The sequence below is a fragment of the Thermosynechococcus sp. OHK43 genome, assembly GCF_014466085.1.
Taxonomy (GTDB): domain Bacteria; phylum Cyanobacteriota; class Cyanobacteriia; order Thermosynechococcales; family Thermosynechococcaceae; genus Thermosynechococcus.
Window position 1 is genome coordinate 1 of the sequence record NZ_JACOMP010000021.1, and the last position, 17,954, is coordinate 17,954.

General features: G+C 52.4%; 18 protein-coding genes and 1 pseudogene. 10 read left to right on the top strand and 9 right to left on the bottom strand.

What is annotated here, in order from left to right; translation table 11 throughout:
• Nucleotides 1-280 (bottom strand): annotated as a pseudogene (locus H8Q75_RS00985) (3-deoxy-7-phosphoheptulonate synthase); the annotation flags it as partial.
• A gap of 69 nt (nucleotides 281-349) precedes the next feature.
• On the opposite strand from H8Q75_RS00985, the gene H8Q75_RS00990 reads away from it, so the two are divergent.
• Nucleotides 350-1,222 (top strand): peptidoglycan recognition family protein, encoded by an 873-nt coding sequence (locus tag H8Q75_RS00990; protein WP_024123866.1) that lies wholly within the window; start codon nucleotides 350-352, stop codon nucleotides 1,220-1,222.
• Here H8Q75_RS00990 and H8Q75_RS00995 read toward each other — a convergent pair.
• Entirely contained in the window at nucleotides 1,219-2,091 is an 873-nt protein-coding gene (locus H8Q75_RS00995) for an NAD(P)H-binding protein (RefSeq protein WP_024123865.1), read from the bottom strand. The genes H8Q75_RS00990 and H8Q75_RS00995 overlap by 4 nt on opposite strands.
• 515 nt (nucleotides 2,092-2,606) lie before the next feature.
• Between H8Q75_RS00995 and H8Q75_RS01000 the strand changes: the two genes are divergently transcribed.
• On the top strand, nucleotides 2,607-3,929 hold the full coding sequence (locus H8Q75_RS01000; protein WP_024123864.1) for a TldD/PmbA family protein: 1,323 nt from the start codon (nucleotides 2,607-2,609) through the stop codon (nucleotides 3,927-3,929).
• A 12-nt stretch (nucleotides 3,930-3,941) separates the two neighbouring features.
• On the opposite strand, the gene H8Q75_RS01005 is transcribed toward H8Q75_RS01000, so the two are convergent.
• The 5 genes from H8Q75_RS01005 to H8Q75_RS01025 all read right to left on the bottom strand — a co-directional run bounded on the left by H8Q75_RS01005 (nucleotide 3,942) and on the right by H8Q75_RS01025 (nucleotide 7,795).
• The gene (locus H8Q75_RS01005) at nucleotides 3,942-4,658 is read right to left on the bottom strand and encodes a heme oxygenase (biliverdin-producing) (RefSeq protein ID WP_024123863.1); all 717 of its coding nucleotides are present in this window, start codon (nucleotides 4,656-4,658) and stop codon (nucleotides 3,942-3,944) included.
• Nucleotides 4,659-4,756: 98 nt separating this feature from the next.
• Complete coding sequence (gene argH, locus H8Q75_RS01010) at nucleotides 4,757-6,148, bottom strand: argininosuccinate lyase (protein WP_024123862.1); 1,392 nt, start codon at nucleotides 6,146-6,148, stop codon at nucleotides 4,757-4,759.
• A 15-nt stretch (nucleotides 6,149-6,163) separates the two neighbouring features.
• Nucleotides 6,164-6,361: a hypothetical protein gene (locus H8Q75_RS01015; protein WP_024123861.1), complete on the bottom strand. Its 198-nt coding sequence runs from the start codon at nucleotides 6,359-6,361 to the stop codon at nucleotides 6,164-6,166.
• A 31-nt stretch (nucleotides 6,362-6,392) separates the two neighbouring features.
• Nucleotides 6,393-7,433, bottom strand: coding sequence for a GGDEF domain-containing protein (locus tag H8Q75_RS01020; protein ID WP_297039698.1), 1,041 nt, complete (start codon nucleotides 7,431-7,433; stop codon nucleotides 6,393-6,395).
• A 146-nt stretch (nucleotides 7,434-7,579) separates the two neighbouring features.
• The gene (locus H8Q75_RS01025) at nucleotides 7,580-7,795 is read right to left on the bottom strand and encodes a helix-turn-helix domain-containing protein (RefSeq protein ID WP_024123859.1); all 216 of its coding nucleotides are present in this window, start codon (nucleotides 7,793-7,795) and stop codon (nucleotides 7,580-7,582) included.
• Nucleotides 7,796-8,076: 281 nt separating this feature from the next.
• Here H8Q75_RS01025 and H8Q75_RS01030 point away from each other — a divergent pair, with 281 nt between their 5' ends.
• The 8 genes from H8Q75_RS01030 (at nucleotide 8,077) to urtE (ending at nucleotide 15,515) form a co-directional block, all read left to right on the top strand.
• The gene (locus H8Q75_RS01030) at nucleotides 8,077-8,385 is read left to right on the top strand and encodes a helix-turn-helix transcriptional regulator (RefSeq protein ID WP_157869603.1); all 309 of its coding nucleotides are present in this window, start codon (nucleotides 8,077-8,079) and stop codon (nucleotides 8,383-8,385) included.
• Between the two features lie 121 nt (nucleotides 8,386-8,506).
• Nucleotides 8,507-9,715: a (E)-4-hydroxy-3-methylbut-2-enyl-diphosphate synthase gene (ispG, locus tag H8Q75_RS01035; protein ID WP_024123857.1), complete on the top strand. Its 1,209-nt coding sequence runs from the start codon at nucleotides 8,507-8,509 to the stop codon at nucleotides 9,713-9,715.
• Between the two features lie 28 nt (nucleotides 9,716-9,743).
• Nucleotides 9,744-10,088 (top strand): histidine triad nucleotide-binding protein, encoded by a 345-nt coding sequence (locus H8Q75_RS01040; protein ID WP_024123856.1) that lies wholly within the window; start codon nucleotides 9,744-9,746, stop codon nucleotides 10,086-10,088.
• A 160-nt stretch (nucleotides 10,089-10,248) separates the two neighbouring features.
• Nucleotides 10,249-11,562, top strand: a complete 1,314-nt coding sequence (gene urtA, locus H8Q75_RS01045; protein WP_024123855.1) for an urea ABC transporter substrate-binding protein — start codon at nucleotides 10,249-10,251, stop codon at nucleotides 11,560-11,562.
• A 111-nt stretch (nucleotides 11,563-11,673) separates the two neighbouring features.
• A complete protein-coding gene (locus tag H8Q75_RS01050; RefSeq protein ID WP_024123854.1) occupies nucleotides 11,674-12,831 on the top strand; it encodes a branched-chain amino acid ABC transporter permease in 1,158 nt (385 codons plus the stop codon).
• Entirely contained in the window at nucleotides 12,824-13,993 is a 1,170-nt protein-coding gene (urtC, locus tag H8Q75_RS01055; RefSeq protein WP_024123853.1) for an urea ABC transporter permease subunit UrtC, read from the top strand. Before H8Q75_RS01050 ends, urtC begins: the two co-directional genes overlap by 8 nt.
• Before the next feature lie 5 nt (nucleotides 13,994-13,998).
• Complete coding sequence (gene urtD / locus H8Q75_RS01060; RefSeq protein ID WP_297039710.1) at nucleotides 13,999-14,766, top strand: urea ABC transporter ATP-binding protein UrtD; 768 nt, start codon at nucleotides 13,999-14,001, stop codon at nucleotides 14,764-14,766.
• A 50-nt stretch (nucleotides 14,767-14,816) separates the two neighbouring features.
• Nucleotides 14,817-15,515, top strand: a complete 699-nt coding sequence (urtE, locus tag H8Q75_RS01065) for an urea ABC transporter ATP-binding subunit UrtE (protein WP_365970482.1) — start codon at nucleotides 14,817-14,819, stop codon at nucleotides 15,513-15,515.
• A 3-nt stretch (nucleotides 15,516-15,518) separates the two neighbouring features.
• On the opposite strand, the gene H8Q75_RS01070 is transcribed toward urtE, so the two are convergent.
• Nucleotides 15,519-16,856: a MotA/TolQ/ExbB proton channel family protein gene (locus H8Q75_RS01070; protein ID WP_297039715.1), complete on the bottom strand. Its 1,338-nt coding sequence runs from the start codon at nucleotides 16,854-16,856 to the stop codon at nucleotides 15,519-15,521.
• Between the two features lie 47 nt (nucleotides 16,857-16,903).
• Nucleotides 16,904-17,845, bottom strand: a complete 942-nt coding sequence (locus H8Q75_RS01075) for a bile acid:sodium symporter family protein (RefSeq protein WP_024123849.1) — start codon at nucleotides 17,843-17,845, stop codon at nucleotides 16,904-16,906.
• Nucleotides 17,846-17,954 lie beyond the last annotated feature (109 nt).

Sequence of the window (17,954 nt, forward strand, 5' to 3'; positions counted from 1 at the left end):
CCTCTCCATTGGGCGTTGATACCACCACTTCACTGGGTTCGCCGTGGCGATACTCACGGCTGGCTCGCTTGAAGGGTTGCTCGACCCGCAAAACGTGTTCAATCCAAGGGCTAATTTCTTGAATGCGCAGCGGATCGAGTTCTGCCGTTTCTCCGACCAGGCCAATCACCACTTTATGCTTGCCAACAATTTTTTCAGGGGTCAATCCCCAACTTTGCATTTCACTGCTGACCCGCTCAATTTCTTCACTGGGGGTGCCACTTCTTAGAACAATAATCATCAGCTTGCTGATCCTAAATTTTTGGCTTAGGGTTTGATTGTATTTTGCCAAATTGGTTCGATTCTGCCTATGTTGCGTCGTTCCCAAGGCCTGCGGTTTCTGATTTCCCTAGCGATCGCCACCGTGGTTGTGCTCTCCCTTTGGAGCGCCATGATTGGCTCTATTCCCAAGGGGGATCTGCCCCTTGATCTCAGCCAAGCCGTATCTATTAATGATCCAGAATTTGATACGCCAGCGGAATCGTTGCCCCCCTTGCCAGAGTCCTCCCCTGAGAATCCGCTGCTGCCTCTCCAGCGCAGTGACGGCGCTGCCTACGATCGCCTCTTTGCTCAAGTGCGCCAAGTTCATCAACAGTGTGCAGCTGCCCCCCCTTGGTACAGTGTGCCCGCCGACCCCACTAATTTTGGCGATCGCTACCGTACCGATTTTCGGCCTCAAGTGTTGGATCATCAACCCCTGATTGTTTTACATGAAACGGTGGCCTCTGCCGGATCAGCCCTCAACTTTTTCCAAACACCGCATCCCCGCGATGAAGAACAGGCCAGCTACCATGAATTGATTACCCTCAACGGTTGGCTGCTGCACTTAGTGCCTTGGTCGAAGCGAGCCTATGGTGCCGGCAATTCCGCCTTTGGCAAGGAAGCGGCGCAGACAAACCCCCGCCTTGCCCCTTCGGTGAATAATTTTGCCCTCCACTTTTCCCTAGAAACACCGCCCCAGGGGCGCCACAATGGCTCTAGCCATACTGGTTACACCGATGCCCAATACCGCACCTTGGCGTGGCTAGTGGCGCAAACAGGAATTGATCGCCAACGGGTAACAACCCATGCGGCGGTCGATCGCTCCGGGGAACGTATCGATCCGCGTAGCTTTGATTGGGTTAAATTTAAGCGCTATTGGCAGCTCTATCGCGATCGCCCCTGTGGAGATCCCCCTCGCTAAAAGTAGCGATCCAAGAATGTCTCTAGGGACTCAAAGGAGAGTTGAAAATAGGTTTGGGCACGCTCAATTTCACTGGCAGGGCAAAGACTTTCATAGGCCAACAGCGTCCGCAGCGTCCCAAGACTGGCTTCCAAATCACGACTCATGACGCCAAGCAACTGGCGAGCACCATCAATGACACTCAGGGGCAGTGTCATGACAAAGGGGCGTTTATTGAAAAAGCGACCAAGGCGATCAGCAATCTCTTGGCGGGTTAAAACCTCTGGATGCGCCATGCTAAAAATCGCTGGCTGACGGGCTTGGCTGGCAATGAGAATACAGCGGGCTAAATCGTCGGGACTGAGCAGTTGCAGCCGATGCTGCGGCTCCCCAAGGACAATGTAAACCCCCGTCTGCTGAAAGCGCGCCGCAAGGGGAAGCAAACTCGACATCAGGGTGGGACAGCGAAAAATGCCGTAGTTGAGACCACTGCTGATGAGCACCTGCTCGACTTCGTACTTGGCCTTGAGAAAGGGGGACTGCTGGCGATCGCCCGTCACCGCCAGAGGAGAAATCAGCGCTAGATAGCGCACCCCCTGTTCCTGAGCCACCTGAATCACATCCAAGGTGGCACGGTAATCAATCGCTTGAATGGCACGGCTGAGTAACTGACTACCATGGCAGCAAATGACCGCCTCCACTCCCCCCATGGCAGCCTGAATATCGCGAGGCTGTTGCAGATCACCAATGAAAATCTCAGCACCCCATTCCTTGAGAAGATCGTATTGGCTCGTTAGGCGCACAAACGCCCGTACAGGTAGCCCCAACGCGATACAGCGGCGCACCACCCGCAAACCTAGTTGTCCTGTGGCACCCGTAACCAAGTACATGAAGCGCAACCATTAAAGGATTCTTGTCTCAGCGTGCCCTAGGGGGAGCCACAATGCAAGACTCTTGAATTTATGAAGTAATAAATTTTATGGTCATTATCTTTTGTAGCTAAGTTATTGTGAGCCGACTGCTTGCTTTTTATATGCATGAAAGTGGCAGCTAGTTACTTTGCGGTTGGCGAAGTACTGATCAAACACGATGTTGATACACACTTAAATAGTAATAATTAAATAGTAATAAATAGTAAGAGCCTTTACCACATAGGGATAAAGTACGCCTGTTTTGATAATCTTTTTGATAATCTCCCCTAAAAATCACAAAATCGCTACCTTAACTTTTAGTGGGGTTTTGTCCGGCAGTCGTACAACTACCCCGCAGCAGTACTCCAAACATACGCCAAATAATACCAAATAACATTTTTTGAGGAAATCTGATCAGTGGCCATAGAGAACAGGTCGAGAATGGGTTAACTTAAGGAATACCCTTGAGAATCTTCATCAGAACTCTGTGCCGCATGACACTTGACTTTTCTGCTGCTCAGCACCTTAGCCATCAGTTGTTTGCTGCCCTGAAACCAACAGAGGTGCTTTTCGTTAAAATTGCAAGTGAATCCAGCCAGTTTATTCGCTTCAATCGGGCGCGGGTTCGTCAAATTGGCACCGTAGAAGATACGGTGGTGACACTGCGGTTGCAAGTCCAGCAACGGACGGCGAGCACTTCCTTTCCCTATACGGGGACGGCAGATCTGGCGGCTGCCCTAGAGTATTTGGCGCAATTGCGCTCAGAAACGGTTCAGCTCCCTGTGGATCCCTACCTAGTGCCACCAACGGATACGGGCTCTATTCAAGACACCTACCTTGGCCGCTTGCCTGATCCTGACTCGGTTGTAGAAACCCTCCTCAAACCCGTGCAAGACCTTGATTTTGTCGGCATTTATAGTGGCGGCACCATCGCTCGCGGTAGCTTTAACTCCGCAGGCCAGGAGCACTGGTTTGCCACGGAAACCTTTTGCTTGGATTATTCCCTCTTTACAGACACGGGCAAGGCAGTCAAAAATAGCTATGCCAGTACCCATTGGGACACTGCCACCTACGAAGCCCAAATTGCCAGCGATCGCCAGCAGTTAGCCCAGTTGGCACAGCCGCCGCGCCAGCTGCCGCCAGGACGCTATCGCACCTACTTTGCCCCCGCTGCTGTCGCTGAACTCGTGGGGATGCTCTCCTGGGGAGCCGTCAGTGAGGCCGCCTATCGTCAAGGGGGCAGTGCCCTCGCCAAGTTACGGGAAGGGGTTACTCTATCCCCCCTTTTCAATTTGCAGGAGGACTTTACCAGCGGCACAGTGCCCCGCTTCAATAGCGATGGCGATATCGCTCCGCCCTACCTGTCTTTAATTGAGCGCGGCCAATTGCAAACGCTGCTTATTAGTCGGCGCACGGCTCAGGAATACAACCTGGTGGCCAATGGTGCCAACCGCCAAGAAAGCCTGCGATCGCCCCTAGTGCTGGCCGGTACCCTGCCAGCGGTGGATGCGCTTGCTGCCCTCGATACAGGGCTGTACGTCGGCAATTTGCACTACCTGAACTGGAGCGATCGCCCCAATGGACGAATAACGGGCATGACCCGCTACGCCTGTTTTTGGGTAGAGCAGGGCAAAATCGTTGCCCCGATTAGCGATCTGCGGTTTGATGACAGTCTGTATGACTTTTGGGGCAATAACCTAGAAGCCTTGACGGACACCCCCCTTTGGATCGCCAACACCGATACCTACGAACGCCGCTCCCTTGGGGGCATTACGGTGCCGGGGATGCTCGTCAAAGCCTTTCAGTTTACGCTCTAGGTTACTCCTAAGTTACTCGGCGGTGGCCAGTTCAGTGCTGCCGCGCTGTTTGCGACGAGTCAGCGTATTAAAGAGCAACTGCCCAATGGCCTTGATCAGGTTGCCCTCCAGTTCCTGGAAGAGCTTCATGTTCATGCCAAAGGCGGCATTGGCCTCATCCACAATCTGGTCTGCAGTGGCCTCATCCACCGGCAGTTCATCGAGGCGTTGGCGATAGAGTTGCTTAAAGGCCTTTTCGTCACTAATGGACTCGAACCGATAAAACGCTGTACCTTCGCCATCTTGCAAATTCATCGCCCGCTCAGCAATCCCTTTGAGGATTTGGCCGCCCGAAAGATCCCCTAGGTAGCGGGTGTAGGAGTGGGCCACCAAAAGTTCCGGAGCAGTATTGGCCACTTCATGGATGCGGGCAACATAGGCCTGCGTGGCTGGCGAGGGGGTAATTTCCTCGCGCCAATTGGAGCCAAAGTAATAGGTGAGATCTCGCTCAAGGCTACTTTTGCGGTTCAGCTCCGGAAAGTAAATTTTGCCAACAATGGGATGATCTTTGAGCCGCTCCATCTCCTGTTCCATGGCGCTGTAAACGTGATAGAGGCTGGCAACGAGCTTGCGGTAGGAGCTTTTTTCTACGGTGCCTTTGAGGAAGCAGCGCACAAAGCCAACGTTCTCGGCCATGGTATGGGCTTTTTTGGTGCCTTCGCGCAATTTCGTCGCTAGAGACGTCGTCATCACGAGATCCTTCTTAAAGATTTGCAATGTTTTGTTTCTAAAAACGACCGTCACCACAGTCTATTTTTCAGACTAAGGGCAAATGACACCCTTTTTCATTAAAAATCATTAAGGCGATCGCGGGCCGCCGCGAGGGCTTGGCGCACCTGATCAAACCCCGTCCCGCCATAGCTATTGCGGGCAGCCACCACTTGGCGGGGGGCGATCCGTTGGTAAATATCCGCCCCAAAGGCGGGGTGCAGGGCTTGCCATTCCTCAAGGGTGAGGTCTTTGAGGAGCTTCTTCTGAGCAACACAGGTTTTCACCACTTGCCCCACCAAGTTATAGGCCTCGCGGAAGGGCACCCCTTTGCTGGCCAAGTAGTCGGCCACATCCGTGGCATTGGCAAAATCACTCTCCACCGCCGCCGCCAAGCGTTGGGTTTGGAACACCAGCCCCTCGGCCATCAGGATTGTCATCGCCCCTAGGCAGGCACGCACCGTATCAACGGCATCGAAAAGGGCTTCTTTATCTTCTTGCAGATCCTTGTTGTAGGCCAAGGGTAGTCCCTTCATCATCACCAAGAGGGCTTGCAAATGGCCAAAGACGCGGCCGCTTTTCCCCCGCACCAATTCTGGTACATCGGGATTTTTCTTTTGGGGCATGATGCTAGAACCGGTGGCACAGCTATCGGTGAGCCGCACAAAGGCAAACTCCTCAGAGGCCCAGAGAATAATCTCCTCCGCGAGCCGCGATAGGTGCACCATGATCAGGCTAGCGGCACAGAGAAATTCAATGGCAAAATCGCGATCGCTGACGGCATCGAGGCTATTGCGATAGGGTTCCCGAAAGCCCAATAATTCCGCTGTGTAGTGGCGATCGATGGGGAACGTTGTGCCCGCCAGTGCCCCAGCCCCCAAGGGAGAGACATTTACCCGCTCCCGAATTTGCCGCAGTCGCTCAATGTCCCGCTGCGCCATTTCCACATAGGCCAGCAGATGGTGAGCCAAGCTCAGCGGTTGTGCCCGTTGCAGGTGGGTGTAACCAGGGATGAGGGTTTCCACATGGGATTCTGCTAAATCTAGCAGGGTGCGCTGCCACTGCCGCAGTTGTTGAAGAATGTGGTCAATTTCTGAGCGCAAATAGAGGCGAATATCGGTGCCCACCTGATCGTTGCGCGAGCGCGCCGTGTGCAGTTTCTTACCCACCTCCCCAACCAATTCTGTGAGGCGGCGTTCGACGGCAAAGTGAACATCCTCAGCTTCAATGCCGGGGGTAAACTGGCCGGCTCGGTATTCTTGGCGAATTTGCTCTAGGCCTTGGAGCAGCGTTTCTGCTTCCTCAGGGGAAATAATCCCCGTTTTTGCCAGCATGCGCGCATGGGCTTGGGAGCCGGTCAGATCGTATTCAATGAGGCGAATGTCAAAACCAATACTGGCATTAAAGCGGGCGATCGCTGGATGGAGGGCTTGTTCAAAGCGTTGGCTCCAGGGCTGGGGTTGGGCAGTCACAGGCAGTTCGCAGAGCTAAAAGTTTAGGAGCTTACCAAAGATCCAACCAATGGCCAGACCAATAATCAGTGCCCACAGTTGGCCCGAATCGACAAAGTTTGCCCACGCCTTAGAAAAGTCTTCCCCCAACGTGTCTTTGAATTTTTGTGCCACGATAATTTGTGGCTCGATCCGCATTTGGCTGGCAATAAAGTAGTTGGGTGCAGGATTCATAGCTGAGCACTAGCGACAACTTCACTGAGGTTTATCCTAGCGGAGGTGGGGGCGATCGCCAACTGGTATCCCAACACTGAGGCCTAGGGACAGCCTCTTGCGACCATTCAAGAAGAATAGCGCGATCGCGCCCCTGTTTTTTGGCCTGATAAAGCGCAGTATCAGCAATGGCAAGCATCTCAGTTAAGGTGCTCTGACTTTCCCCGGCAGGGACAAAGCATAGCCCAGCACTGACTGTTATGTAGCGATGGTGCGCCGTGTCTGCTTGGGGGATTTTCAGTTCCCGCACGTGATGGAGCATCCGTTCAAGGATTTGTAGAGCCGCGCCAGCGGAAACATAGGGGAGTACAAGGGCAAACTCCTCACCCCCATAACGGGCAATGACATCGTTGGAGCGCAAATGGGCCTTAAGGGTTTGAGCCACCTGTTGTAGGACGCGATCGCCCGCCAAATGACCACAGCAGTCGTTATAGGCTTTGAAGTCATCAATATCAATCAGTGCCACCGTCAAAGCCTGACCTTCGGCTTGAGTCTGTTGCCAGAGACGATTCAGTGCCGCGTCAAAAAAGCGACGATTGCCTAACCCTGTCAAGGCATCCTGTTCCGCAAGGCTCTGGAGGTGCTGTTTTTCCTGCTCTAGGGCTTGTTGGCATTGCTGCAATTCCTTCACAAGGGCGATTTGCCGAGCCAATTCCCTCTGTAGTTGCTGCAACTGGCGAGCGAGTAACTGCTGATTGTGGGAAAAGCTAGGCACAATCCGTGTCAAAATAACGGGTTCATCATGCAGATTGACACCAACGCCTTCAAGGACCCAGTGATTTCCTTCAGGCTGGGGAACCGGAAAATGGGCAGCCAACATCTGGGCATTCCCTTGGCACAGCTTTAACCATCCCTGTACCTGCTCCTGCGATTGCTGGAGCAGCAGTGCGAGGGATTCACCAATTAATTCTTGGGTATGCCGCTGCCAAAAAAGTGAAGCACCATCGTTGATCGCTAGAATTTCACCGCTACCGTTGACGATCGCGATCGGCTCCGGAAAAAGGCGAATATACTCAGCAAGTGTGTCCGTCATTTGTTTTGTTTAAGCCCATATCAAAGTAAGGTTTGTGATGATAAAAAATATATCAGGAACACACTAAGTATTACAGATTGTTTGCTAGATTACAGTTTTTCTAATTGTTCGGCTATCCTAAGGATAGGCGATTAGACAGAAAAAATCTAATCCGAAGGCGGTTGGTAACTGTAGTAATCGGGAAAAACAACGTAAAGGGGCTTGTTAAGAATCGTTGCTATTTCCTTTTCAACCATTGCCGAGCGCGAGCGGCCATGAATCACTGCCGATACACAGTGGCGCGAAACCCCTAGCTTTTTGCCAATTTTGGCACCATTCCAACCCCGCTTCCGCAGTTCTGCCTTGATGTCCTCGGGATGCATAATGCTGTTATAAACTTCTGCCCGACAAAGTTTTAACTGTAGTTTAATTGCAGACAGCAAGGTTGTCAAGTGACAACTTTTGACAGTGTAGCGAAAGTGGGCGTTGATGAGATTAACATGTAAAGTTATTAGTTAAAATTAACATGTAAAGTTATTAGATGAGATTAACATGTAAAGTTATTGAGAAACACAATGCCCTGTCTAGGGATGTATTTCGGTTCCCCATGGTTAGTCCACTCTCTCAAAAGCAACTCTCTAAGCTTCTACGTTATAAACGGGGGATGCGCAGTCAACGTGCCTTTGCCGCTGAGTTAGGAATCTCCTATACCTGCTTGCAAAAATGGGAAAATATGGTGTCATTTCCAAATACCGCAAACCTGTTAAAGTTAAGTCGGGTTTTTGGCTTTAATAATTTAGAGAGCTTTATGGCCTACCTCAATGAAACGGAAGTCACCTATCCAGAAGAAGAACAACTGGTGGCTGAGATTCTTGGCAAATTGCGTCACTTACCTCCGGCTAGGGCAATTCAGTTGCTGGAAACAGCCTTAGAGTTGTTAAAGGCTGCTGCTAATAGCAAAGGGGACGCTTGAGAATTGTTTAAGTTCCCAGAGAATTATGGCAAATGTCTTGGGGGGCGATCGCCTGCCGCAGTTTGCCGCTTCTATGGCATCCTGAAAGGGAGAAGTTGCACAATTTGGCCACTTAGATCCTATGCAAACGCTGCCGAGTCCTGTTCAAGCTACTCCGACAGAAACCGCCATTGTCCGTCGCAAAACCCGTCCAGTGCCCATTGGCTCTGTCATCATTGGGGGCGGTCATCCCGTGGCGGTGCAGTCAATGATCAATGAAGACACGCTAGATATTGAAGGCTCAGTGGCCGCCATTCGTCGTCTCCATGAAATTGGCTGTGAAATTGTGCGGGTGACAGTACCCAGCCTTGCCCATGCCAAGGCCATGGAAGAGATTCGCGATCGCCTCTACAAAACCTACAAACCTGTGCCCCTTGTTGCCGATGTCCACCACAACGGCATGAAAATTGCCCTCGAAGTTGCCAAGTATGTGGACAATGTACGCATCAATCCGGGGCTCTACGTCTTTGAGAAACCCAAGCCCAATCGCACTGAATATACCCAAGCGGAATTTGAGGAAATTGGTGCCAAAATTCGCGAAACCCTTGAGCCACTGGTGATCTCGCTGCGCGATCAGGGCAAATCCATGCGCATTGGCGTCAATCACGGTTCCCTTGCTGAGCGGATGCTCTTTACCTATGGCGATACCCCAGAAGGAATGGTGGAATCGGCCCTGGAATTTATCCGCATCTGCGAGTCGTTGAACTTCTACAACCTGGAAATTTCCCTCAAGGCCTCACGGGTACCGGTGATGATTGCTGCCAACCGCCTGATGGTCAAGCGCATGGACGAACTGGGCATGGACTACCCCCTCCACTTGGGCGTCACCGAAGCTGGGGATGGCGAGTATGGCCGCATCAAATCCACCGCAGGCATTGCCACCCTCCTTGCCGAAGGGATTGGCGACACAATTCGTGTGTCCCTCACTGAAGCTCCCGAAAAAGAAATTCCGGTTTGCTACGGCATTTTGCAAGCCTTGGGCCTGCGGCGAACCATGGTGGAGTATGTGGCCTGTCCCTCCTGTGGGCGGACGCTCTTTAACCTTGAGGAAGTGCTGCACAAAGTCCGTGAAGCTACCAAACACCTGACGGGTCTGAATATTGCCGTCATGGGCTGCATTGTCAATGGGCCGGGGGAAATGGCCGACGCCGACTATGGCTATGTGGGCAAACAGCCGGGCTACATCTCCCTCTATCGCGGCCGTGAGGAAGTTAAGAAAGTCCCAGAAGCGGAAGGCGTGGCTGCCCTTGTGGAATTAATCAAGGCCGATGGCCGCTGGGTTGATCCCTAAACTATCAAGTATCTGTGAGGAGCAAAACATGACCACGGAAACCATTTTTAGCCGCATCCTTCGCCGCGAGATTCCTGCGGATATTGTCCATGAAGATGAGCTGTGTCTGGCCTTTCGCGACATCAACCCCCAAGCCCCTGTACATATTCTGGTGATCCCCAAAAAGCCGATTCCCCAACTAAGCCTGGCAGAACCTGAAGATCACCGCGTGCTGGGGCACCTGCTGCTGACTGCGAAACGCATTGCCGAGGCAGAGGGTCTAACGAATGGCTATCGCGTTGTCATTAACAATGGTCCCGACGGTGGGCAAACAGTCTATCATCTGCACTTACACTTGTTGGGTGGGCGACCCATGCAATGGCCACCGGGCTAAGGTCCGAGCTAAACTTGTCTAGCAGTCAATCCACTTCTTGACAAAGGGTACTTAGCCATGGGGAGCGATCGCTGAAACTTTGTAGCCTAGAGTACAGTTTACACCAATCATGTCTTTTAATCTATGGGAGATTATTGCTTATACGAGAGAACAAAACCCCATGGCTCAACAATTTGGACTTGGACGCCGGAAATTTTTAGTCTATGGCTCAGCCGCATTGGGAACGAGCCTTCTGATTAAAGGGTGTGCTCCAGCTACAGAAACCGGAGGTGGTGGACAACCAACCGCCGCTGGTGGTGACACTATTAAAGTGGGGATTTTGCATTCTTTAAGTGGCACCATGGCCATTAGTGAAAAGAGTGTGGTGGATGCTACCCAACTGGCCATTGAGCAAATCAACCAAGCGGGGGGGGTTCTGGGCAAGCAGATTCAACCTATTCTGGAGGATGGGGCATCTGACTGGCCGACCTTTGCCGAAAAAGCCACGAAATTAATCGATCAAGATAAAGTGGTAGCGGTTTTTGGCTGCTGGACTTCTGCTTCTCGGAAAGCAGTACTGCCGGTTTTTGAATCCAAGAATCACATGCTTTGGTACCCTGTGCAGTACGAAGGTCAAGAGTGCTCGAAAAACATTTTTTACACGGGTGCCGCTCCCAACCAGCAAATCGAACCTGCCGTAGATTGGCTCCTGCAAAACAAGGGTAAGAAATTTTTCTTAGTGGGCTCAGACTACGTCTTTCCCCGCACGGCCAACACAATTATCAAGGCACAACTGGCGGCTAAAGGTGGTGAAACAGTGGGTGAAGACTATCTGCCCTTGGGTAACACCGAAGTCACGCCCATCATTACTCGCATTCGCAATGCCTTGCCCGATGGCGGTGTGATTTTCAACACCCTCAACGGCGATAGCAATGTGGCCTTCTTTAAGCAGTTGCAGGGAGCAGGTCTGACACCAGATAAATACCCAACGATGTCCGTCAGTATTGCGGAGGAAGAGGTTCAAGCCATTGGCGTTGAGTACCTCAAGGGGCAGTATGCTGCTTGGAACTACTTTATGACTGTGGATACCCCTGAAAATAAATCGTTTGTCGAGGCCTTCAAAGCGAAGTTTGGCCAAAACCGCGTCACCAATGATCCAATGGAGGCCGCCTACATTGCCGTTCACCTCTGGAAACAGGCCGTGGAACAGGCAGGCACAGCTGACGATTTGGAAAAAGTGCGCCAAGCTGCCATTGGCCAGACGTTTAATGCCCCGGAAGGTCCCGTGAAGATGTTCCCGAACCACCACATTTCCAAAACAGTGCGCATTGGTGAGGTGGGTGAAGATGGTCTCTTTAAGATTGTTTACTCCACACCCCAGCCCGTGGATCCACTGCCTTGGAACCAGTTTGTGCCGGAAACCAAGGGTTTCGCCTGCGATTGGACGCGCACTGATGTGGATAACCCCGGCAAATTTAAGGCTGGGGGGGCTTGATTCCCTAATTTCCGAAATTTAGTAGTCCTAAAAACAGTTTTTGCCCCCTAAGGCGCTTGACAATCACAGTTGGCTGTCTGGGGTGGCTTTTTTCTGACAGGTTTTAGAACCATGACCTTTTTGCTAGAAAGTGTCTTCAATGGCATGAGTATCGGTGCGGTGTTGCTGTTAACCGCACTGGGGCTGGCGATTGTTTTTGGCATTATGGGCGTGATTAACCTTGCCCACGGCGAACTGATGATGCTGGGAGCCTACACTACCCTCGTGGTACAAAATGGCTTCCGTCAATTGGGGGAGGGTTGGTTTGATGCCTATCTATTAATAGCAGTGCCCTTAGCCTTTGCCGTGGCAGCGGGGATCGGTGTCGTTCTTGAGCGGGGAGTCATTCGCTATCTCTATGGTCGCCCCCTTGAAACCCTCTTGGCCACTTGGGGTGTGAGTTTGATCCTGCAACAGTTGGTGCGCAGTATAAGTTGGCAGATGACGCTGCAGATCGCCCTCTTTTGTCTGCTCTTCTTTGGTGGCCGCTGGCTCCTCTCTAAACGGGCGATCGCTCCCCGTTGGCAGGCTTGGGTATCGCCAGTGTTACTGGTGCTCTCTTTCGGGATTAGCCTGACGGCTAGCCTCGTGGCTGGGGGCACGGTGGGCCTGGCAATGACGAAGCCCTGGTTTGGTGCTCAGGGGGTGGATGTGACCGCTCCCAGTTGGCTGCGGAGAGGAGTGAATCTTTGGGGGGTGCAGTTTCCCTTTGTGCGCCTCTTTATTATTGCCCTGACGGTGGTGTGTCTGGCGGCGATTTACTTCTTTCTTCTGCGATCGCAATGGGGCCTACGGATTCGCGCCGTAACTCAAAACCGCAGTATGAGTGCCTGCTTGGGTATTCCCACCCAAACGGTTGATACCCTCACCTTTGCCCTTGGCTCTGGTCTAGCGGGAGTAGCAGGCTGTGCCATTAGCCTTTTGGGTTCTGTGAGCCCCAATACGGGTCAGAACTACATTGTTGAAGCCTTCATGGTTGTTGTCGTGGGGGGAGTCGGTAAAATTGTCGGTTCGATTGTGGCTGCCCTTGGCATTGGCTTTGTCAACTATGTCATTGGTTCGGGGTTGATGACCCGCTTTCTTGAACCGCAAACAGCACTGTTTGACTTCTTTGAATTTTTTGCTAGTACCAGCATGGCACGGGTGATGGTCTTCATCCTGATTATTGCTTTCCTACAACTGCGTCCCGCTGGTCTTTTTCCACAAAAAGGACGGATGGTCGATGCCTAAGCTATCGCAGTTCTTTTTTCCGAAAGATCGCCTCAGTGGTCGCGAGTTAATCGTGGTGGCTATCCTTGCTTTGATCCTGATTTTCGTGATGCCACCTCTGTTGCCGGGGTTTCGCTTGGATTTGCTGCACCGCTATCTGGCTCTGGCGATTGTGGCTTTGGGGATTGATCTGATTTGGGGGTTTACGGGGTTGCTCAGCCTTGGTCATGGCATTTTCTTTGCTTTGGGGGGGTACGCGATCGCCATGCATTTGAAACTACAGGTACCCACCACTGCCCCTAGTCCACTGCCGGACTTTATGTCCCTCTACGGGGTCACGGAGTTGCCGTGGTTTTGGTATCCCTTCTATTCCTTTGCCTTTGCTGTCGCAGCAGTGGTGCTGATCCCAGCCCTATTGGCGGCACTCTTAGGGTACCTTGTCTTCCGCAACCGCATCCGAGGGGTCTATTTCTCTATCCTTACTCAGGCAGCCATCATCGTCTTTTTTAACTTCTTTAATGGTCAGCAAAAACTTTTTAACGGCACCAATGGCCTGACGGATTTTCAAACCCTGCTGGGGTTCCCTGTGCGCAATGCCCAGACCCAGTATTGGTTCTATGTCATAACAGTAATTTTCTTGGCCTTGGCCTATCTTCTTTGCCGTTGTCTGACAATGGGACGCTTTGGCCGCCTACTGGTTGCTATTCGCGATGATGAAGTCCGCGTCCGTTTTTCAGGATACAATCCGACCAGTTATAAGGTACTCGTTTTTGCTATTTCCGCTGCCTTGGCAGGGATCGGTGGCGCTTTCTTTACCCTGCGCACAGGCATCATTTCACCACGAGCGATGGACATTGCCTTCTCGATTGAGATGGTGATCTGGGTGGCGGTTGGCGGCCGTGCCACCCTCATTGGAGCCGTGCTGGGAGCACTCTTGGTCAACTTTGCCCGCAGTCTGTTGAGTGAGCAATTTGCCGATATTTGGCTCTTTTTTCAAGGGGCACTGTTTTTAATTGTGGTGTTGGCACTACCTACGGGAATTGTTGGCTGGCTGCGCACCGAAGCCCCCAACCTGATTGCGAAACTCTTGGGGCGACCGCAACCCGTGGCAACATATCCAGAGTTGGAGTTTGATCCTGAGGTGCAATATGAGCGTCAAGTTCTCGAGCAGGAGGGCAAATAATTGCCATGACACCTATCCTTGAGATTGAGGATCTCACCGTTAGCTTTGATGGTTTCAATGCCCTAAATCATCTCTCGTTTCAGATGCAGGCGGGGGAACTACGGGTGATTATTGGCCCCAATGGTGCTGGTAAAACCACGTTCCTCGATGTGATTACGGGCAAAGTCAAGCCGACACAGGGGCGAGTGCTCTTCAAAGGGCGCAATCTGCGTCGCTATAGCGAAGATCAAATTGCCCGTATGGGCATTGGTCGCAAGTTTCAAACTCCCCGCGTCTATCTCAACCTAACAGTGCAGGAAAATTTGGAGTTAGCAGTAGCCCGCCGTAAGAGTGTCTTGGCAATGCTGTTTCAGCCACTGTCCCGCGAGGAGCGCGATCGCTTGCACAGCTTGATTGATATCATTGGTCTGCGGCCAAAAGCTAACTTTCCGGCAGGACTCCTCTCCCATGGTGAAAAGCAGTGGCTAGAAATTGGCATGCTGGTGGCACAATCCCCCGATTTGCTATTGGTGGATGAACCGGTGGCAGGTCTCACGGATGAGGAGACCCACCTAACGGGAGAGCTTCTAGTGGCCCTGGCCGAAAGCCACTCCATTATTGTCATTGAGCACGATATGGAGTTTGTCCGCCAAATTGCTCGCACGGTTACGGTTCTCCATGAGGGCTCGGTACTTTGCGAAGGTTCTATTGAAACCGTACAAAATGATCCCCGCGTGATTGAAGTCTATTTAGGTGCTCCCCTCGAAGAATCCGACTTAGCACAACAACCATGACTCGCGTTGATCACTACCCCCTAGCGAGGACAGCAGTGGATGCCGATTGGATGCTGCGCATTCGTGGCCTCAATGTCTATTACGGCGAAAGCCATATCCTGCGGGATATTGACCTGAGTGTGCCCCCTGGCAAAATGGTGTGCCTCATTGGCCGTAATGGCGTCGGCAAAACCACACTCCTGAAAACAATCATTGGCCTGATCAAGCCCCGCAGCGGCCAGCTGGACTGTCAAGGAGAATCTCTCTTGCCGTTGCGTCCGGATCAGCGAGCCAAGCTGGGAATTGGCTATGTACCTCAAGGACGGGAAATTATTCCCCGGTTGACGGTGAAGGAGAATCTCCTCCTTGGCTTGGAGGCGCGTCCCCGTCAGCGGGCAAAACAGGAGATTTCAGAGGAAATTTTTGAACTCTTTCCTATCCTGAAGAAAATGCTCCACCGCATGGGGGGAGATCTCAGCGGTGGGCAGCAGCAACAGTTGGCGATCGCTCGCGCCCTAATGGGAGAACCCAAACTGCTTTTGCTGGATGAACCCACCGAAGGCATTCAACCCTCGATCATCCTTGAGATTGAGGCGGCGGTTCGTCGCATTATTGCCGCCCGAGGCATTTCTGTTCTCCTAGTGGAACAGCACCTCCACTTTGTCCGTGAGGCGGACTGGTACTATGCAATGCAAAAGGGGGGCATTGTTGCCTCTGGCCCTACCAGTGATCTCAGCCAAGAGGTGATTCAGCGGTTCCTCGCGGTCTAGCCTCTAAAGCGGGCGATCGCCCCCCTCCAAGGAGCCGGGTTGCTCCACCAGCATCATTCGTCGGGGCTGTGCCAGTTGCCGTAATACGGGTTGCAGATGCCCCAGCGTGTCGTTGAGGCGATCGAGAAGCAGTTGCAGATTCCCTGTATCCGCGAGGGCCTGCAGGGCTTGGTTGAGGGTTTCTAACAGTTGTAACCGCTGTTGCAGGGTGCGATCGCTCTCGGCCAAAAGTTGGGCCATGTACTGGCTCTGTTGCCGCAGTTCTTGGGCAATGGCGGTCTGTTCCTGGTTGACCTGCGCCCGCAGTTCCCTTTGGCTGTGCTGAATCTGGGTTACAAGGCGCTCAAACTGCTCAATGGACTGTTGCTGCCGCTCCTCGAGCGTGGCCACAAATTGCTGCCGATCCCTGATCACAGTAAGGGCCAGTTGATTTAAGTTCTCCAACAGTTTTTGTAGCTTTTCTTCTGTGGGCAACGCCGTGCGAATAGTTTCCTGAATCACTTGTTGGAGGGGTTCACCATCCACCCCTGCGGTCATATTCGTAACGGGGAGGCGGGGCAGCAGTTGATCGTTAATGTAGGTGTCAATTTGCAGCAGCAACTTATTCTCCCAGCGTTCAACGATTACCATTGGGATCATCACCAGCACACTCAGCACTAAGGCTACAAGGGTAGTATCAAAGGCCACCGCTAGCCCCGTCGTCACACCACCAATCCCCTCCTTGATTTGGTTCACGTCCTGAGCTGTCTCCAAAAAGCTGGAAAAGCCACTGACCGCTTGGCTAATACCCACCACCGTGCCAATAAAACCCAACAGGGGAATTGCCCAGACTAGAACCCGGGGAATCGTATAGGAGGCATCGGTGGCGGCTGCGGCACTGCCACTGTCTTCTGCGGCGGCTTCAACAGCAATCTCCCGCTGGCCACTACTGAGAAATGCCCCTAAAACACGAGCACAGCGATTGGGAAGGAGCGTCCGCCGTTGGGCAAGGGTTTGCTGCAATTGCAAAATATCCCGCATCGCGGTGAAGGGGTAGTTGGCGGGGATCCAGATTTGACGCAGGCTGGGGGTCTGTTGAAACAGAGCAATCGCCTTCAAAATTGTAAACACCAAAACCGTCCACGCAAAAAAGACAGCCACGGGTTGCGTCCAGCCCCGATTGAGAAGCAGTTGGCCAAGGTAGGTGCCCTGAAAGGGCAAAAAGAAAATGTAGAGGATGACCGTGGCAACGGCAGCGATCGCCAGCGCCAACCACAGCGGAACAGTGAGATCCCAGCGGGGTACTGGTACTGGGGTCAGGGAAGGCGCAGTTGTTGTCGAAATGGGAGAAGAAGCTGTCATGACAATACTCAGGGCGCAAACATTTTTCAATCTATCGTGAAGGAGCCTCAGATTTTTGGAACAGCTGCTGCTCCCTGCTGCCACCGCCAAATACCCGCCAAGAGACTGCCAATTAGGGAATGCACCACCCCCGAAATCGCACAGGGTACTGCAGTGAGGGGATTTGCAAAGGCTTGCCGCGCTAACGCCACCCCTAGCCCAGAGTTTTGCATGCCCACCTCGATGGCGATTGTCCGACAGGTGCGCTCTGAATAGCCCACAGCTCGAGCAAGATAGTAGCCGCCAAGAAAGCCCAAACTGTGGAGGGACACAACAGCTGCCAACAGTTGCAAACCATGACTGAGAATTGCCTTGGCACTTGCTGCAAACACGCCACCACAGATGACACAAATGCCCAAAACTGAAATCAAGGGAGAAATAGGGAGCACTTTTTTCACCAAGTTGGGGGCTTTGGTATTCAAAGCTAAGCCGATCACAATGGGCAGCAATACCACTTGGACTGTGCCCCAAAATAGTTGCAGGGCGTTTACTTCAACGTATTGACCTGCCAGTAGCTTGGTTAATAGGGGTGTCAAAATAATCGCTGCCAGCGTTGAGCAAAGGGTCATGACGACTGACAACGCCACATGGGCACGGGCAATAAACGTCACCACATTGGAGGCCGTTCCACCAGGGCAGCAAGCGACTAAAATTAGTCCTACGGCAAAGGGCGTGGGCAATTGATATAGCTGTGCAACCAGCCATCCCGCCGTCGGCATAATCACGTACTGGCCAACAAATCCGAGGGCAACCGTGCGAGGCATTAACCCCACGGCCTGGAACTCCTGCCAACTCAGCGTGATTCCCATCCCCAGCATGACAATCATCAAGATCCAGACAATGAGATCGCTGCTGACCCACAAAAATAGGGGTGGATACACTAGCGCCACAATTGCCGTAAGCATTACCCAAAGCGGGAATAGGCTGGTCAACCATTCGGAGCGGGACATTAGGAAAAGCCTATAACTATAAGGATCCTAATAAAGAACGTCAAGGAAACGTTAAGTAGAATACATTTTTCGGGAAGACAGGAGCTTTACAATGCAAGATAGAGCAAAA

What these genes read in the sequence shown, in the direction of transcription:
- H8Q75_RS00990 (WP_024123866.1), top strand. Translation starts at nt 350, where the DNA reads ATGTTGCGTCGTTCCCAAGGCCTGCGGTTTCTGATTTCCCTAGCGATC.
- H8Q75_RS00995 (WP_024123865.1), bottom strand. Translation starts at nt 2,091, where the DNA reads ATGTACTTGGTTACGGGTGCCACAGGACAACTAGGTTTGCGGGTGGTG.
- H8Q75_RS01000 (WP_024123864.1), top strand. Translation starts at nt 2,607, where the DNA reads ATGACACTTGACTTTTCTGCTGCTCAGCACCTTAGCCATCAGTTGTTT.
- H8Q75_RS01005 (WP_024123863.1), bottom strand. Translation starts at nt 4,658, where the DNA reads ATGACGACGTCTCTAGCGACGAAATTGCGCGAAGGCACCAAAAAAGCC.
- H8Q75_RS01015 (WP_024123861.1), bottom strand. Translation starts at nt 6,361, where the DNA reads ATGAATCCTGCACCCAACTACTTTATTGCCAGCCAAATGCGGATCGAG.
- H8Q75_RS01020 (WP_297039698.1), bottom strand. Translation starts at nt 7,433, where the DNA reads ATGACGGACACACTTGCTGAGTATATTCGCCTTTTTCCGGAGCCGATC.
- H8Q75_RS01025 (WP_024123859.1), bottom strand. Translation starts at nt 7,795, where the DNA reads ATGCATCCCGAGGACATCAAGGCAGAACTGCGGAAGCGGGGTTGGAAT.
- H8Q75_RS01030 (WP_157869603.1), top strand. Translation starts at nt 8,077, where the DNA reads ATGCGCAGTCAACGTGCCTTTGCCGCTGAGTTAGGAATCTCCTATACC.
- ispG (WP_024123857.1), top strand. Translation starts at nt 8,507, where the DNA reads ATGCAAACGCTGCCGAGTCCTGTTCAAGCTACTCCGACAGAAACCGCC.
- H8Q75_RS01040 (WP_024123856.1), top strand. Translation starts at nt 9,744, where the DNA reads ATGACCACGGAAACCATTTTTAGCCGCATCCTTCGCCGCGAGATTCCT.
- urtA (WP_024123855.1), top strand. Translation starts at nt 10,249, where the DNA reads ATGGCTCAACAATTTGGACTTGGACGCCGGAAATTTTTAGTCTATGGC.
- H8Q75_RS01050 (WP_024123854.1), top strand. Translation starts at nt 11,674, where the DNA reads ATGACCTTTTTGCTAGAAAGTGTCTTCAATGGCATGAGTATCGGTGCG.
- urtC (WP_024123853.1), top strand. Translation starts at nt 12,824, where the DNA reads ATGCCTAAGCTATCGCAGTTCTTTTTTCCGAAAGATCGCCTCAGTGGT.
- urtD (WP_297039710.1), top strand. Translation starts at nt 13,999, where the DNA reads ATGACACCTATCCTTGAGATTGAGGATCTCACCGTTAGCTTTGATGGT.
- urtE (WP_365970482.1), top strand. Translation starts at nt 14,817, where the DNA reads ATGCTGCGCATTCGTGGCCTCAATGTCTATTACGGCGAAAGCCATATC.
- H8Q75_RS01070 (WP_297039715.1), bottom strand. Translation starts at nt 16,856, where the DNA reads ATGACAGCTTCTTCTCCCATTTCGACAACAACTGCGCCTTCCCTGACC.
- H8Q75_RS01075 (WP_024123849.1), bottom strand. Translation starts at nt 17,845, where the DNA reads ATGTCCCGCTCCGAATGGTTGACCAGCCTATTCCCGCTTTGGGTAATG.